Raw genomic sequence first — 14517 nt, forward strand, 5'->3', positions numbered from 1 at the left:
ATCCACAACCGGTTCTCGCGAAGGAGCCCACCATGGCCGCACTTGTCCGCCCGCGTGAGGGTCGCATGATCGGTGGGGTGTGCGCGGCGCTGGCACGGCGCTTCGGCACCTCCGCCACCACCATGCGCGTGATCTTCCTGGTCTCGTGTCTGCTGCCGGGGCCGCAGTTCCTGATCTATCTGGGGCTGTGGGCGTTCCTGCCGGCGGAGAAGACCGCCACCACCGCCTGGTAGGACCGCCGCCGGTCCCGCGCGCCCGGAAGGGACCGCCGAACCTGGCGGACCCGTACGGCATGCGACCCGGCAGGACCCCCGTACAGCGTGAAAAAGGGGCGCACACCGCATGCCGCGGTGGTGCGCCCCTCAGCTGTGCCGTCCACGGGGGGGGGGAAGCGACGGCGGGGTGACGGATCAGGCGAGGCCGTCGGTCGGCAGACCCTGCGTCAGATCGCCGGCGGGGAGCCCGCCGAGCAGTGCTTCGGCGGGCTCGGCGGCCTCGGCGGTCAGCACCCGGTGCGCGGCGCCCTGGAGGGTGCCCGGCACGGTGCTCGCGCTCTGGGCCAGGGCCGCCTGGCCACCGGCCAGCGACTCGGCGCCCGCCGGGAGCTGGGTGAGGGTCTCCTGCACCGGAAGCACGCTGGTGACGGTGTCGAGCGAGGTCGCCGTGTCGGGGAGTGCGGCGGTGTGGGCGGAGGCGGCGCCCGCGGCGGAGGCGGCGAAGGCGGCACCGAGCACGGCGACACCGAGAGTCTTGGCAGCAGACGGCTTCATCAGGTGTGTGTCCTTGGGACGGGGAACAGGAGCGGCTCCGCAAGCTAGCCACCCCCGCGCCGCGGCCGCAAACACCCCGGAGCGTCCGGGTGTTGACCTTCCCGGCCGCCCCCGGACACGTGCGATCACCCTTCCCGCGAGGAAGAGTCGCTGGTCGTGGCGGTCTGCCGGAACAGCCATTCGGATTTCAGCTCGGCATATCCGGGCTTGATGACGTCATTGATCATCGCGAGCCGTTCATCGAAAGGGATGAACGCGCTTTTCATCGCGTTGACGGTGAACCACTGCATGTCGTCGAGCGTGTATCCGAAGGTCTCGGTGAGCAGTTCGAACTCACGGCTCATGGTGGTGCCGCTCATCAGCCTGTTGTCCGTGTTGACGGTCGCCCTGAAGTGCAGTTTCCGCAGCAGCCCGATGGGGTGTTCCGCGTACGAGGCCGCCGCCCCGGTCTGGAGGTTGGAGGTCGGGCACAGCTCCAGCGGGATGCGCTTGTCGCGTACGTACGCGGCGAGCCTCCCGAGCTGGACGCTCCCGTCGTCGGAGACCTCGATGTCGTCGATGATCCGGACGCCGTGGCCGAGCCGGTCGGCGCCGCACCACTGGAGGGCCTGCCAGATCGACGGCAGTCCGAACGCCTCGCCGGCGTGGATGGTGAAGTGGTTGTTCTCGCGCTTGAGGTACTCGAAGGCGTCGAGATGCCGGGTGGGCGGGTAGCCGGCCTCCGCGCCGGCGATGTCGAAGCCGACGACGCCGACATCGCGGTACCGGTTCGCCAGTTCGGCGATCTCCAGGGAGCGGGCCGCGTGGCGCATGGCGGTGAGCAGGGCGCCGACGCGGATGCGGTGGCCGTTCTCCCGGGCGATCCGCTCGCCCTCGCGGAAGCCCGCGTTGACGGCCTCCACGACCTCTTCGAGGGTCAGCCCGGCCTCCAGGTGCTGCTCGGGGGCGTAGCGGACCTCCGCGTACACCACCCCGTCCTGGGCGAGGTCCTCGGCGCACTCCGCGGCCACGCGGAAGAGGGCGTCCCGGGTCTGCATCACGGCGCAGGTGTGCGCGAAGGTCTCCAGATAGCGTTCCAGGGAGCCGGAGTCGGCGGCCTCGCGGAACCAGATGCCGAGCTTGTCGGGCTCGTCCTCGGGGAGCGCCCCGTAGCCGTTCTCGCGGGCGAGGTCGATGATCGTGCCCGGACGCAGCCCGCCGTCGAGGTGATCGTGGAGCAGCACCTTCGGAGCGCGGCGGACCTGGTCCGCGGTGGGCGTGGTGATGGTCTGGGTCGTCATTGGCGCACTCTAGCCCCTACGCGCGTAGATGTCTTCGGCTCGATATGTAACAGTGATCGCGCGTACGGGTGGAGTAGACCCTCACTTCTGACACTGTTCTGCCGTGACACACCACGCGCTGCCCCTGCGGAGGGGGCGTACGGACGGTCGTGCGACGACCGAGGTGAAGCGAGGGGCCCGGCTGGGGCGTGCGTACGGGAGGCGGGCCGTGGAGCCCGTTGTCGGCGGGGTGGTCCTGGTTCTGCCGGACGGTGTGCCGGAGTCGGCGCGGGGGCGGTCCCGGTGGGCGCACGCGGCCGCGCTGCCCCTGGGGCGGGCGCTGGCGCGGGCGGGCCGCGCGGACGGGCTGGTGGTGCATCCGGTGCACTACCGCTGCCGCGGCTGGAACGGGCCCGAGGCGCGGCTCGCCGCGGACGCGGAGTGGGCGGCGGACGAGGTGACACGGCGGTACGGGGATGTGCCGGTGTGCCTCGCGGGCCACGGCTTCGGCGGGCGGGCGGCGCTCAGGGCGGGAGGGCATCCGGCCGTCGACTCGGTCCTGGCGATGGCTCCCTGGCTCCCTGCGGACGACATGACGGCGCCGCCGGAGCCGGTGAAGCAGCTGGTGGGCCGTCAGGTGATGATCGTGCACGGCACGAACGACACGCGGACGCCGCCGGATCTGTCGTACCGGCTGGCGGAGCGGGTGAAGAAGGCGAACCGGAACATATGCCGGTTCGAGGTCCACACGGACGGCAACGCGCTGCGGCAGCACCATGAGGAGGTGCTGGCGCTGGCCGTGGACTTCGTGCTGGGGTCGCTGTTTCCGCATCCGTACGCGCGGCCGGTGGCGGACGCGTTGGCCGCGCCGCCGCCGCTGGGGTTGAGGATGCCGCTCGCGGCGGGCTTCGGGAGGTCGCTCAGGCCCTGAGGGGGTCCGGCGCGGGCGGGGGTCACGGGCCGGGATGCGGGGGTCCACCGCGCCGGTCACACCCCGCCAGCCCCGCACCGGGGCCAGGTCCGTCCTCAAACGCCGGACGGGCTGAAGGGGTTGGTCCGCCAAGGCCGGAAGAGTCGCCCGCCCGAGCCGGAAAGGTTGGTCCGGTGGGGGTCAGTCGGGGAGGAGTTGGCCGCGGCGGGAGAGGAGGAAGCGTTTGAAGGCGGCGACCGGCGGGGTGTCGGGGTGGCCGTCGAGCCAGGCGACGCCGATCTCGCGGACGGCCCGGGGCGCGGTCACGGTCAGTTCGACCACGCCGGGGCGGGCCACCGCGGGCGGGGGCAGGAGGGCCACGCCCAGGCCCGCCGCGACCAGGCCGCGCAGGGTCTCCGCCTCCTCGCCCTCGAAGGCGACCCTCGGGGTGAAGCCCGCCTGCGCGCAGAGGTCGTCGGTGATACGGCGGAGCCCGTAACCGGGTTCGAGGGTGACGAAGTACTCGTCGGCGGCCTCGGCGAGACGGACGCGCTTGCGGGAGGCGAGCCGGTGGTCGTCCGGCACGACCAGGCGCAGCCGCTGTTCGTCGAGGCGGCGGGCCACGAGGTCGGGGGCGTCGGGGACCGGTGAGGTCAGACAGAGGTCGAGTTCCCCCGTACGCAGGCCGCCGAGCATGGCCTCGCCGTAGTTCTGGACGAGGGTGAAGCGGACCCTCGGATGGTCGGCGCGGAAGGCCCGCAGCAGCCCCGGAACGGTCTCGGAGCCCATCGTGTGCAGAAAGCCGAAGGCCACTTTGCCCGCGTGCGGGTCCGCGTCCGCGCGGACGGACTCGGCGGCCCGCTCGACCTCGCCGAGCGCGCGCTCCACGGAGGCGAGGAAGGTCCGGCCGGCGGGGGTGAGGGAGACGGTACGGCCCTTGCGGGCGAACAGCGCGACTCCCAGGTCCTGTTCGAGCCGGACGACCGCGCGCGAGAGCGTCGACTGCGGGACGCCCAGCTCCTGAGCGGCGCGCGTCACATGCTCGTGCCGGGCGACCGCGGCGAAGTACGCGAGCCGGGGTACGAGCAGCGGGGCTGTGTCGGCTGTGTCACTGCCGTGTGACAGCCACTTCTCTGAACTGCGGTCATGCGCCATGGGAACGATTATGGCGGTTTCATGCATTGGACGCATGAATTCTGCGGCCGTACGTTCGTGGCATGCCTGCTGCCAGTACCAAGGCGTCCACCGCGGTGGCCGCCGTCTCCGTCGCCACCACCCCCGAGCCCCTGTCCCCCGGCCGTCCCGGCTACCGCCGTATGAGCTTCGCGCTCTTCGCCGCGGGCATCGCCGCCTTCGCCCTTCTCTACTCCACGCAGGCACTGCTGCCCGCCGTCTCCGCCGGTTTCGGTGTGAGCGCGTCGGCGGCGAGCTGGACGGTCTCCGCCGCGACGGGCGCGATGGCCCTGTTCGTACTCCCCCTGAGCGCGCTGTCCGAGCGGTTCGGGCGGCGCACCCTGATGACCGTGTCCCTGACGGTCGCCGCCGGTGTCGGGCTGCTGGTGCCGTTCGCGCCGAGCCTGGAGTGGCTGGTGGCGCTGCGGGCCGTGCAGGGCGCGGCGCTGGCCGGGGTACCGGCCTCGGCGATGGCGTATCTGGCCGAGGAGGTGCGGCCGAAGGCGCTGGTCGGCGCGATCGGCCTGTTCGTCGCGGGCAACAGCATCGGCGGGATGAGCGGCCGGATCGTCACCGGCTGGGCGGCCCAGCTGTGGGGCTGGCGGGCGGGGCTCGCCGCCGTGGGTCTGCTGGCGCTGGGGGCCGTGGTCGTCTTCCGGGTGCTGCTGCCGAAGCCGCGGCACTTCACGCCCGGCACGCTGAGCCCGAGGGCGCTGGCCGGTGCGGTGCGCGGGCATCTGTCGGATCCGCTGCTGCTGCGGCTGTACGCGATCGGCGCGCTGTTCATGACGGTGTTCGGCGCCGTCTACACCGTGATCGGCTACCGGCTGGTCGAGGCGCCCTTCAGCCTCCCGCAGGGTGTCGTCGGCTCCATCTTCCTGGTCTATCTCGTCGGCACGGTCTCCTCGGCCGCCGCCGGAGTGCTCGTCGGACGCCTCGGCCGCCGCGGGGCGCTGTATCTGGCGGTCGTCACCACCGCGGCCGGGCTGCTGCTGTCGCTCGCGGACTCGCTGGCCGCCGTGGTCCTCGGCCTGGTGCTGATCACCGCGGGCTTCTTCGCGGGCCACGCGGTCGCCTCGTCGGCCGTGAGCCGTACGGCGAGGACGGGCCGCGCGCAGGCGTCGGCGCTGTACCAGTCCGCGTACTACCTCGGCAGCAGCGTCGGCGGCACGCTCGGCGCGATCGCCTTCCACTCGGCGGGCTGGGCGGGCACGGTGGCGCTGGGCGTGCTGGCGGTCCTGGGCGTGGTGTCGATCACGCTGTACGGGAGCTGGGCGGCCCGCACCGCCGGGACCCCCGCCGCGGCGGCCCGCGCCGCCGGGGGCCGTGCCGCCGAGGCGCGGAGGGCGCTCGCGGCGGCCCGCCGCTGACCGGCTTCCCGGGTCCGCGTCCTGCCCGCCGGTGGCGGTCTCGGCCCTGGAGCCTCGCCCGGACACCAGCCGCACAGCAGCGGGGTGACCGCCGTGGTAGCCCGCTCGTCGTGTTCGCGGAGCATCCGCACGACGGTGGCGGGTGAGGGGTGCTGCTTCTTCTGCGCGCCCGTGGTCATCACGGGCCGCCCGGCGATGTCGCGCAGGCTCATCTCCCGCTCTCGCAGGTGGAGGGCCACGGACAGCACGTCCCGTCGCCCGCAGGAATCGAGCCCTTGGACCGCTACGGCTCCTTCCGGGCGAAGGGCCCTGCCGGTCGCCGAGAGCTACGGGCCGCCGGGCCCTTCCTCGTAGCCGTGCGACTTCGGAAGCTCGACCCGCAGGGTGAGTCCGCCGGTGGGATGCGCGGTCGCGGTGACCGTACCGCGGTGGGAGGTGGCGATCGAGCGGACGATCGCCAGGCCCAGACCGTGGCCCGAGCGGTCGCTGCCGACCCGGGAACGTGCCCGGTAGAAGGGCTCGAAGAGACGGTCCACCACGGCGTCGTCGACGTGCGGGCCGGTGTTGTCCACCTCCACCACCGCCATCGCCCCGTCCTGGACGACGGCGAGGTGGACCAGGCCCGCTTCGGGGACGTTGTGGGTGATGGCGTTGTCGAGGAGGTTGAGGATCAGCTGCCGCAGGAGGGCGGCGTTGCCCATGACCTCGCAGTCGGGTTCGGTGTCCACGGTGAGGTGGACTCCGTTCGCCGCCGCTCGCTCGGCGCGAGCGGCGGCGGCCCCTTCCGCGAGGTCGGCGAGGTCCACCGGGTCGGAGTCGAAGGGGGCGTGATCCGCGGCGGCGAGGTCGAGCAGGGCCCGTACGACGCTGATGTTGCGCTCGTTGGTCTCCTGGAGCAGCGGGGTGAGTTCGGCGAGCTCCTCGCCGGTCGGGGCGTCGGCGGCGACCTGGAGGGCGGCCCGGGTGGTGGCCAGGGGGGTGAGCAGTTCGTGGGAGGCGTTGGCGGCGAACCGCTGGTGTGCGGTGAAGGACCGCTCCAGGCGGGCCAGCATGCTGTCGAAGGTGTCGGCCAGCTGCTTGAGCTCGTCCTCGGGGCCTTGGGCGCGGATACGTTCCGTCAGGTTGCCGTCCGCCGCCTTGGCCGCGGCCTCGCTGATGGTGTGCAGGGGGGCGAGCAGCCGTTTGGAGAGCAGCCAGCCGGTGCCGAGGCCGAGTGCCATCACCAGGAGCACCCCGCCGGCGGACACCAGCAGGACCGTGTTCCAGACGTCTTCCTTGCTGGAGATGCTGCCCAGGTGATCGACCTTCTGGCCCTGGAACGGGATCAGGCCGCCCGGTCGGCGGGGCTCCGCGGTCGGGATGGGAGACGCGGGCCGGAAGGGGGCGTCCGGGATGATGACGGTCGTGCTGAAGTCGTACGTGGGCAGGAAGCGCATTCCGACGTAGATGATCGCGACCATCAGGGCGGCGCACACCCCGAGGGCGGCGGCGAAGCCGAGGAAGAGCCGGCCGTGGATGCTCAGTGTCCGCGGCCTCGGCGCGCGCCCGCGCGGTCTGTTCCCGGGCCGTCTCATGCGGTGCCCAGGTAGTAGCCCGCGCCGATCGTGGTGTGGACCAGCCGGGGTTCGCCGAGTTTCTTGCGCAGGGTGTGCACCACGAGGCGGACCGCGTTGGTGAAGGGGTCGGTGTGCACGTCCCAGGCTTTTTCGAGGAGGTACTCGGCGCTCAGGACTCCGCCGTCGGCGCGCATCAGCAGCTCCAGGACGGCGAGTTCCTTCGGGGTGAGACGGATCTCGGTGCCCGCGCGGGTGACCCGGCGGCGGTGGGTGTCCAGCCGTACATCGGCGAAGGTGAGGACTGGGGAGTGGGCCATGGGGCTGCGGCGGTACAGCGCCCGCAGCCGGGCGACCAGTTCCGGGAAATCGAAGGGTTTCGCCAGGTAGTCGTCGGCGCCGAGGCCGAGGCCCTCGACCTTGTCGCCGAGACGTGAGGCGGCGGTCAGCATGAGGATGCGGCAGTCCAGGCTCATGGCGACGATCCGGCGGCACACGTCGTCGCCGTGGACCTCGGGCAGGTCCCGGTCGAGGATCACCGCGTCGTAGTCGTGGACGGTGAGCCGCTCCAGGGCGGTCGCTCCGTCGTGCACCACATCGACCGCGATCGCTTCCCGGCGCAGCCCGATCTCCAGGACCCGCGCCATGTACTGCTCGTCCTCGACCACCAGCACCCGCACGCGCGACAACCTTTGCTTTTCATGAATTCGTGACGATCCATTCCCGGTGGGCAGCCGCTCCTATCGGATGCCCACCGAGTCCGTCATACCAAACGGCGCCTTTGATCCGTGTATGAGACGGCTGATGCGGCAGCCCGCGCGCAAACATCCCTCAAAACTCCGTCCTCCTAGCGTGAGGGCCATGAATCTGTTCAAACGAGCCTGGTGGCGGCTTCGGGGCCATCTGGGCAAGACGGTGATGCTCGTCGGTCTGTTCTTCGTCATCTGCACCCTGGTCCTGTCCGGGTTTCTGATCCAGTCCGCCGCGGCCCGCGCCGCGGAGTCGGCCAAGAACAGCGTGGGCGTGGTGGCCACCATGCAGCTGGATCTGAACGCCTATCTGGCCGCGGGCAAGGGCTCGCCGGCCGGCGACGAAGGCCAACCCGGGTTGATCGGGGCCGATGCCGATCTGCGCCGCGGTCTCGTGGACAAGATCTGCACGTCGTCGGTCGTGGCCGAGTGCAACTACACGAAGGACGGCGGGGCGGCCCCCACGGACCAGGTCAAGCTCCATCAGCCGGTTCCGCCACCGCCCGGCCAGGACACCACGGTCGTGGACTTCTTCAAGGCGGACGGTGTCCGTGATCTGAACTCGGTCAAGGACTTCCGCAACGGCGACTCGAAGATCGTCTCCGGTTCCGGGATCACACCGGACAGCAAGAGCGACATGGTCGTCATCGAGGAGCGGGTGGCCAGGGGCAACCGTCTCAAGGTCGGCGACAAGATCAAGCTCAACGCCAACATCATGAAACCCGACGGCATGCTGAGCACCAAGGAAACCGACTTCGTCGTCGGCGGTATCTACAGGAACAGCACGGCCGACCCCGGCACGTACGTACCGCCGATGCAGGCCCCCGCGAACCAGATCTACGTCACTCCGGACGGCGCGACCCGCCTGGACGGCAGGGAACCGGGCGCTGACGGCGGGGCCGTCACGTCGGCCACCTTCACCTTGCGCGACCCCGAAGACCTGGACCGGCTCAAGAAGGACGCGGAGGCGGCCGGTGCCGACCTCAAGATCTTCCCGCTGAGCGTCAACGACAAGCAGTACAAGACCCTGGTCGGCCCGATCAACAAGACGGCGGACTTCGCCTCCCTCACCGTATGGCTGGTCGCGGTCGCGGGCACCGTCATCCTCGCCCTGATCATCGCCTCGAACATGCGCGAACGCCGCAAGGAGATGGGCATTCTGCTCTCCCTCGGCGAGAAGAAGCCCAAGCTGCTCGGCCAGCACCTGGTGGAGGTGGTCGCCTGCGCGGTCCTGGCGATCGGCTTCGCCGCCGCCGGCAGCCGGTTCATCGCCCAGGGCGTCGGCGACCAGCTGCTCTCCGGCCAGGTCTCCTCCGCCAAGGACTCCGCCGCCGACCAGGGCCCACAGCCGGACCTCACCGACCCCACCGGCGGTGCCAACAAGGAGGACACCCCGGAGGTCGAGCCCATCGACACCATCGACATCAGGCTCGGCGCGGGCGACATCGGCGCTGTCGGCGCCACCGGCCTCGGTATCGCGGCCCTGGCCACGATCGTCCCCGGCATCCGGGTCCTGCGCCTCAACCCGCGCGACATCCTCACGAAGGGCGACTGACATGACCACCCCGATCCTGCAGCTCACCGGCCTGAGCCGCACCTACCAGTCCGGCAACAGCCGCCGCACCGTCCTCAAAGACGTCAACTACTCCTTCGAGCAGGGCCGGATGTACTCCGTCATCGGTCCCTCCGGCAGCGGCAAGACCACGCTGCTCTCACTCGCCAGTGGACTCGACTCGCCCACCAGGGGCAACGTCCGGTTCAAGGGCGAGGACGTCGCCGAGATCGGGCTGGGCCGATACCGCAACCGCCATGTGGCCACGGTCTTCCAGTCACTGAACCTGCTCACCTACATGACCGCCGTCCAGAACATCACCTCCGCCATGGAGATCACCGGCGTGAAGGGCGTCAACAAGAAGAAACGTGCCGCCGAACTCCTGGGCCTGCTCGGCGTGGAGGAGTCCGACCGGCACCGCCGCACGCTGGAGCTCTCCGGCGGCCAGCAGCAGCGCGTCGCCATCGCCCGCGCCCTCGCCTGCGAAGTGGACATCCTCTTCGCCGACGAACCCACCGGCAGCCTCGACCAGGACACCGCCGACGGGATCATCGAGGTGTTCCGGAAACTGGCGCACGACGACGGCAAGAGCGTGATCCTGGTGACCCATTCGCGGCAGGTGGCCGACGCCTCCGACGAGGTGATCCGCCTCAAACGCGGCAAACTCATGACCGAATGAGCCGGCCGGGGTGAAACGGCACGACTCCCGCCGGTGCCTCGCCCGGCCGGCCCCCCTCTCCGGCCGCGTCACCCGTGATCGACTCCGCCGGTGCCGGTCATCTCGCCCCGACCGTAGCGGGATTGAGACATGTTCCGTACAACCGGTTGGCCCCCGGCAGGCGTCAAACGAGCAGACCGGGGCGATCGCCCGGGACCCGGAGCGAAGTGGGGGGCACATGAACAAGACGGGGAGCATACGGACAGCACGGCGCATCAGAGGAACCGGCAGGCGGGCGGGGATCGTGCTCGGACTGACGGGCATGGTCGTCCCGCTGACGCTGGCCGTCGGCACGGGGACCGCACAGGCCGCGTCGTCCTGTACGGCGTCGAAGGGGCCGTATCAGAAGCAGGTGGAGAAGTTCCTGGGGCGGCCCGTGGACGGCAAGCAGTCGGTGGCCGACTGCAAGGCGATCCGCGCGTTCCAGAGGCAGCACGGCATCACCCCCGCGATCGGGTACGCGGGTCCGCTGACCTGGCAGACGATGAATACGATCCTTCAGCAGCGGGCAGCCGGAAAGAACCCCAACAAGGCGGGCAAGTGCCCGACGAACAAGGGCCGGATCGCCTGTGTCGACCTGACCCGGCAGCTGAGCTGGATCCAGGACGGCAAGAAGCTGAAGTACGGACCGGTTCCGGTCCGCACGGGGAAGAACGGCACGGAGACCCGTACCGGCGCGAAGAAGATCTACTGGCGGAATATCAACCACTGGTCGACGCTGTACAAAGTGCGGATGCCGTACGCGCAGTTCTTCGACGGCGGACAGGCGTTCCACTCGGTGACCAAATCGATGTACAACCCGCCGGGTTCCGGGGGCTGCGTGAATATGCGTCCGGCGGACGCAAAGGCGTACTGGAATCTGCTCAAGAACGGCGATGACGTGTACGTCTACGGGCGCAAGCCGGGAACCTGAGCGGCATTGTCAGTCCCCTCCTGTAGGTTCCCAAGAGCTGATGCGAAGGGGCGACAGGGGTGGACCCGATGAGTGATCTGGCGACAAAAGAAGACCTGGAATCCGAGCTGGAGCGGTATCGCCGGGAGCTGACCGGCTACTGCTATCGGATGCTCGGGTCCTCATTCGAGGCGGAGGACGCCGTACAGGACACGATGGTCCGTGCCTGGCGGAGCATCGAGAAGTTCGAAGGGCGTTCCTCGCTGCGGTCGTGGCTCTACCGGATCGCGACCAATGTCTGCCTCGACATGCTGAACGCGGGCAATCGCCGGGCCCGCCCGATGGATATGTCGGGCCCGACACCCGTCGCCCAGGCGCAGCTCAACGCCCGCCCGGAGGTCACCTGGCTGGAGCCGGTGCCCGACGGGCGGGTGCTGCCGTCGGTGGCGGACCCCGCGGAGACGGCGGTGGAGCGCGAGACGATCCGGCTGGCGTTCGTCGCCGCGCTCCAGCATCTGCCGCCGAAGCAGCGCGCGGTCCTGATCCTGCGCGAGGTGCTGGCCTGGAAGGCGAGCGAGGTGGCGGAGCTGCTGGGCACCTCGGTCGCCTCGGTGAACAGCGCGCTCCAGCGCGCGCGGGCGACCCTGGCGGAGTCCCCGCCGACGGTGAGCGACACGGCGGACCCCCTCGACGAGGAGCAGCGCAAGCTGCTGGAGCGCTATGTCGCGGCCTTCGAGGGCTATGACATGGAGGCGCTGACGGCGGTCCTCCACGACGACGCCACTCTCTCCATGCCCCCGTACGACCTGTGGCTCCGGGGCCACGAGAACATCGTCGGCTGGATGCTGGGCGTCGGTTCGGTGTGCCGCGGCTCGCGTCTGGTCCCGACGATCGCCAATGGCCTGCCCGCGTTCGCCCACTACCACGCGGCGAAGGACGGCAACGGGCACACGCCCTGGGCGCTGATGGTCATGGAGATCCGTGACGGCAGGATCGCGGCGATCAATTCGTTCCTGGACACCGCCCGCTGGTTCCCGATGTTCGGCCTTCCGGACCGGCTGGAGAAGGAGGAGCCCGCGGAGGGGGCGTGACGGGGGGGTGCTCCCGTGGCCGAGGCGGCGGGCGGGCGCCTGCCCGGCCGCTATCCGGGGCCGGCGAGGCCGGAGAGCCCCACCAGATGCAGCAGCGCCCTCAGCTCGGGGCCCGCGCCCCGGAGGCGGAAGCCGCAGCCCAGCCGCTGCGCGGTGAGCCGCAGCCGGGCGATGGCGTCGACCGCGGTCAGATCGGCCGCGATCATGTCCCCGACATCGCAGACGGCCTCCCCGGCCCCCGCGGCGCCGCCGAGCAGAGCGCTCAACTCCGCGCACAGGCGCGGCACATCGTCCGGGCCCGGGCTCCCGGAGATTCGCATGACGACCGTCTCTGTGGCATCCACACCGGGCAGACCGCCGCCGGGCCGGGAACTCATCGCCGCCACGGCAAAGGGACCGCCGGGCGGGCTCCGGTCCCTCGCAGCGCCGGGGATCGGCCGCCCCCGGTCCCTCGGTGCGGCGCGCCGCGAGCCGGGTTACGGGGTGGGGAAGGACGCGGTGTCGAGATCGAGGCCGAAGGGGGCGGGGAGGCGAAGGGGGTCGCCGAACTTGCCGGTCTGGAGCACCATGTAGAGCCCGTTCTTCGGCTCGCCGAAGAGCGTGACCGCCGGTCCTCCCCTGGCCCAGGCGTCGACCAGCAGATACAGGGGAACGCCTGCGTGGGCGTAGCCCGCCGCCTTCTGGACACGATCGTGGCGGGCGTTGGATTTGGAGGTGATCTCGACGATCAGTTCGGCCCCCACCGCAGGAATGTAGTGGCCTGGCTCCGCGCGGAGGACGGCTTTGGGCGCCACAGCGAGGTCGGGGATGTACAGACCGTCCCGTGAGGGCACTGCGGTGCCGAGGGTCTGGTAGATGCCCCACTCCTCCGGAATCACGCCGTACAGCCGGCGCTGGACCGTGTCCGCGATGTCGTTGTGGGCATTGGACGGCGGTGGTGACACGGTGACGATCCCCTCGATGATCTCCACCTTGCAGCCCTCGGGTGCGTCCGTCTCCTCCCAGATCCGGACCAGGTCGTCCCACTCGTGGTCATGGACCGTGTGGTCGACGGTGAGTGCGCTCATGGCGGTCTCCTTGCGTCGGTGCGTCACCGAGTCCAGCATGCCGAACGGGACCGGCGCCGGTCCACCGGTCCCGTTCACCCGTACGAGTTGTCACTCTCCCGGGATGGACCGGATGTCCCCGGTCAGGCGATGCGGTCGAGCACGATCGGGGGTGCCGAGAACTCCGTGCCGGCGGGGGCGATGTCATAGGCGGAGGCCAGGGACTCCAGCGCGTACGCGAACTTCTCGGGGGTGTCCGTGTGCAGGGTGAGCAGGGGCTCGCCCTCGGTGACGGTGTCGCCCGGCTTGGCGTGGAGTTCGACGCCCGCGCCCGCCTGGACCGGGTCCTCCTTGCGGGCGCGGCCCGCGCCGAGACGCCAGGCGGCGAGGCCGACGCCGTAGGCGTCGAGGCGGGTGAGGACACCGGAGGCGGGGGCGGTGACGACATGGTGTTCCCGGGCGACGGGGAGGGCCGCGTCGGGGTCGCCGCCCTGAGCGGCGATCATGCGGCGCCAGACGTCCATCGCCGAGCCGTCGGCGAGCGCCGTCGCGGGGTCGGCGTCCTTCAGCCCCGCCGCGTCCAGCATCTCGCGGGCGAGCGCGAGGGTCAGCTCGACGACGTCCGGGGGGCCGCCTCCCGCGAGGACCTCCACGGACTCGCGGACTTCGAGGGCGTTGCCCGCGGTGAGGCCCAGGGGCGTGGACATGTCGGTGAGCAGGGCGACCGTCCGTACCCCGCTGTCCGTGCCGAGCGCGACCATGGTGGCGGCCAGCTCGCGCGCGTCGTCGAGGTTCTTCATGAACGCGCCGCTGCCGACCTTCACGTCCAGGACCAGCGAACCCGTGCCCTCCGCGATCTTCTTCGACATGATCGAGGAGGCGATCAGCGGGATCGCCTCGACCGTGCCGGTGACATCGCGGAGCGCGTACAGCTTCCTGTCGGCGGGGGCGAGCCCGTCGCCCGCCGCGCAGATCACCGCTCCCGTGGAGCCGAGGACGGCCAGCATCTCCTCGTTGGACAGCAGCGCCCGCCAGCCGGGGATGGACTCCAGCTTGTCCAGGGTGCCCCCGGTGTGGCCGAGGCCCCGGCCGGAGAGCTGGGGCACGGCCGCCCCGCACGCGGCGACCAGCGGCGCGAGCGGCAGGGTGATCTTGTCCCCGACCCCGCCCGTGGAGTGCTTGTCCGCGGTGGGACGGGAGAGCGCGTCGAAGGTCATCCGCTCGCCGGAGGCGATCATCGCGTCGGTCCAGCGGGCGATCTCCGTACGGTTCATCCCGTTGAGCAGGATCGCCATCGCCAGCGCCGACATCTGCTCGTCGGCGACCTCACCGCGGGTGTAGGCGTCGATGACCCAGCCGATCTGCTCCGGGCTCAGCTCGCCCCGGTCCCGCTTGGTGCGGATGACGGAGATGACGTCCATGGATTTCCTCCTG

General features: G+C 70.9%; 15 protein-coding genes. 7 read left to right on the forward strand and 8 right to left on the reverse strand.

Going from position 1 to position 14517, the window contains the following annotated elements; genetic code table 11:
- The first annotated feature begins 32 nt into the window (after positions 1-32).
- Positions 33-233: a PspC domain-containing protein gene (locus tag ACFYT4_RS10985; RefSeq protein ID WP_389267239.1), complete on the forward strand. Its 201-nt coding sequence runs from the start codon at positions 33-35 to the stop codon at positions 231-233.
- A gap of 177 nt (positions 234-410) precedes the next feature.
- Here ACFYT4_RS10985 and ACFYT4_RS10990 read toward each other — a convergent pair whose 3' ends face one another.
- Both ACFYT4_RS10990 and ACFYT4_RS10995 read right to left on the reverse strand, forming a co-directional pair.
- Complete coding sequence (locus tag ACFYT4_RS10990) at positions 411-770, reverse strand: ATP-binding protein (RefSeq protein WP_389267240.1); 360 nt, start codon at positions 768-770, stop codon at positions 411-413.
- A 125-nt stretch (positions 771-895) separates the two neighbouring features.
- Entirely contained in the window at positions 896-2050 is a 1155-nt protein-coding gene (locus ACFYT4_RS10995) for an adenosine deaminase (RefSeq protein WP_389267241.1), read from the reverse strand.
- A gap of 208 nt (positions 2051-2258) precedes the next feature.
- On the opposite strand from ACFYT4_RS10995, the gene ACFYT4_RS11000 reads away from it, so the two are divergent.
- Positions 2259-2960, forward strand: coding sequence for an alpha/beta hydrolase (locus ACFYT4_RS11000; protein WP_389267242.1), 702 nt, complete (start codon positions 2259-2261; stop codon positions 2958-2960).
- A gap of 180 nt (positions 2961-3140) precedes the next feature.
- Here the strand turns inward: ACFYT4_RS11000 and ACFYT4_RS11005 are convergent, their stop codons facing one another.
- Positions 3141-4094: a LysR family transcriptional regulator gene (locus ACFYT4_RS11005; RefSeq protein WP_389267243.1), complete on the reverse strand. Its 954-nt coding sequence runs from the start codon at positions 4092-4094 to the stop codon at positions 3141-3143.
- Positions 4095-4156: 62 nt separating this feature from the next.
- Between ACFYT4_RS11005 and ACFYT4_RS11010 the strand changes: the two genes are divergently transcribed.
- Positions 4157-5482 (forward strand): MFS transporter, encoded by a 1326-nt coding sequence (locus tag ACFYT4_RS11010; RefSeq protein ID WP_389267244.1) that lies wholly within the window; start codon positions 4157-4159, stop codon positions 5480-5482.
- 326 nt (positions 5483-5808) lie between these two features.
- On the opposite strand, the gene ACFYT4_RS11015 is transcribed toward ACFYT4_RS11010, so the two are convergent.
- Both ACFYT4_RS11015 and ACFYT4_RS11020 read right to left on the reverse strand, forming a co-directional pair.
- Positions 5809-7056 carry a sensor histidine kinase gene (locus ACFYT4_RS11015; protein ID WP_389267245.1) on the reverse strand — a complete coding sequence of 416 codons (1248 nt, stop codon included), beginning with the start codon at positions 7054-7056 and terminating at the stop codon, positions 5809-5811.
- Positions 7053-7715, reverse strand: a complete 663-nt coding sequence (locus ACFYT4_RS11020; RefSeq protein ID WP_389267246.1) for a response regulator transcription factor — start codon at positions 7713-7715, stop codon at positions 7053-7055. Before ACFYT4_RS11020 ends, ACFYT4_RS11015 begins: the two co-directional genes overlap by 4 nt.
- Positions 7716-7896: 181 nt before the next feature.
- Between ACFYT4_RS11020 and ACFYT4_RS11025 the strand changes: the two genes are divergently transcribed.
- The 4 genes from ACFYT4_RS11025 to ACFYT4_RS11040 all read left to right on the forward strand — a co-directional run bounded on the left by ACFYT4_RS11025 (position 7897) and on the right by ACFYT4_RS11040 (position 12037).
- Entirely contained in the window at positions 7897-9339 is a 1443-nt protein-coding gene (locus ACFYT4_RS11025; RefSeq protein WP_389267247.1) for an ABC transporter permease, read from the forward strand.
- Position 9340: 1 nt separating this feature from the next.
- Complete coding sequence (locus tag ACFYT4_RS11030) at positions 9341-10015, forward strand: ABC transporter ATP-binding protein (protein WP_389267248.1); 675 nt, start codon at positions 9341-9343, stop codon at positions 10013-10015.
- Positions 10016-10316: 301 nt separating this feature from the next.
- Positions 10317-10967, forward strand: a complete 651-nt coding sequence (locus tag ACFYT4_RS11035) for a L,D-transpeptidase family protein (RefSeq protein WP_389267366.1) — start codon at positions 10317-10319, stop codon at positions 10965-10967.
- Between the two features lie 68 nt (positions 10968-11035).
- Positions 11036-12037 carry a sigma-70 family RNA polymerase sigma factor gene (locus ACFYT4_RS11040; RefSeq protein WP_389267250.1) on the forward strand — a complete coding sequence of 334 codons (1002 nt, stop codon included), beginning with the start codon at positions 11036-11038 and terminating at the stop codon, positions 12035-12037.
- A gap of 50 nt (positions 12038-12087) precedes the next feature.
- Here ACFYT4_RS11040 and ACFYT4_RS11045 read toward each other — a convergent pair whose 3' ends face one another.
- The 3 genes from ACFYT4_RS11045 to ACFYT4_RS11055 all read right to left on the reverse strand — a co-directional run bounded on the left by ACFYT4_RS11045 (position 12088) and on the right by ACFYT4_RS11055 (position 14504).
- A complete protein-coding gene (locus ACFYT4_RS11045) occupies positions 12088-12414 on the reverse strand; it encodes an STAS domain-containing protein (RefSeq protein WP_389267251.1) in 327 nt (108 codons plus the stop codon).
- A gap of 99 nt (positions 12415-12513) precedes the next feature.
- Complete coding sequence (locus tag ACFYT4_RS11050) at positions 12514-13104, reverse strand: Uma2 family endonuclease (protein ID WP_389267252.1); 591 nt, start codon at positions 13102-13104, stop codon at positions 12514-12516.
- A 122-nt stretch (positions 13105-13226) separates the two neighbouring features.
- Positions 13227-14504 carry a thymidine phosphorylase gene (locus ACFYT4_RS11055; protein WP_389267253.1) on the reverse strand — a complete coding sequence of 426 codons (1278 nt, stop codon included), beginning with the start codon at positions 14502-14504 and terminating at the stop codon, positions 13227-13229.
- Positions 14505-14517 lie beyond the last annotated feature (13 nt).

This window comes from Streptomyces sp. NPDC004609, from assembly GCF_042873655.1.
Lineage (GTDB): Bacteria > Actinomycetota > Actinomycetes > Streptomycetales > Streptomycetaceae > Streptomyces.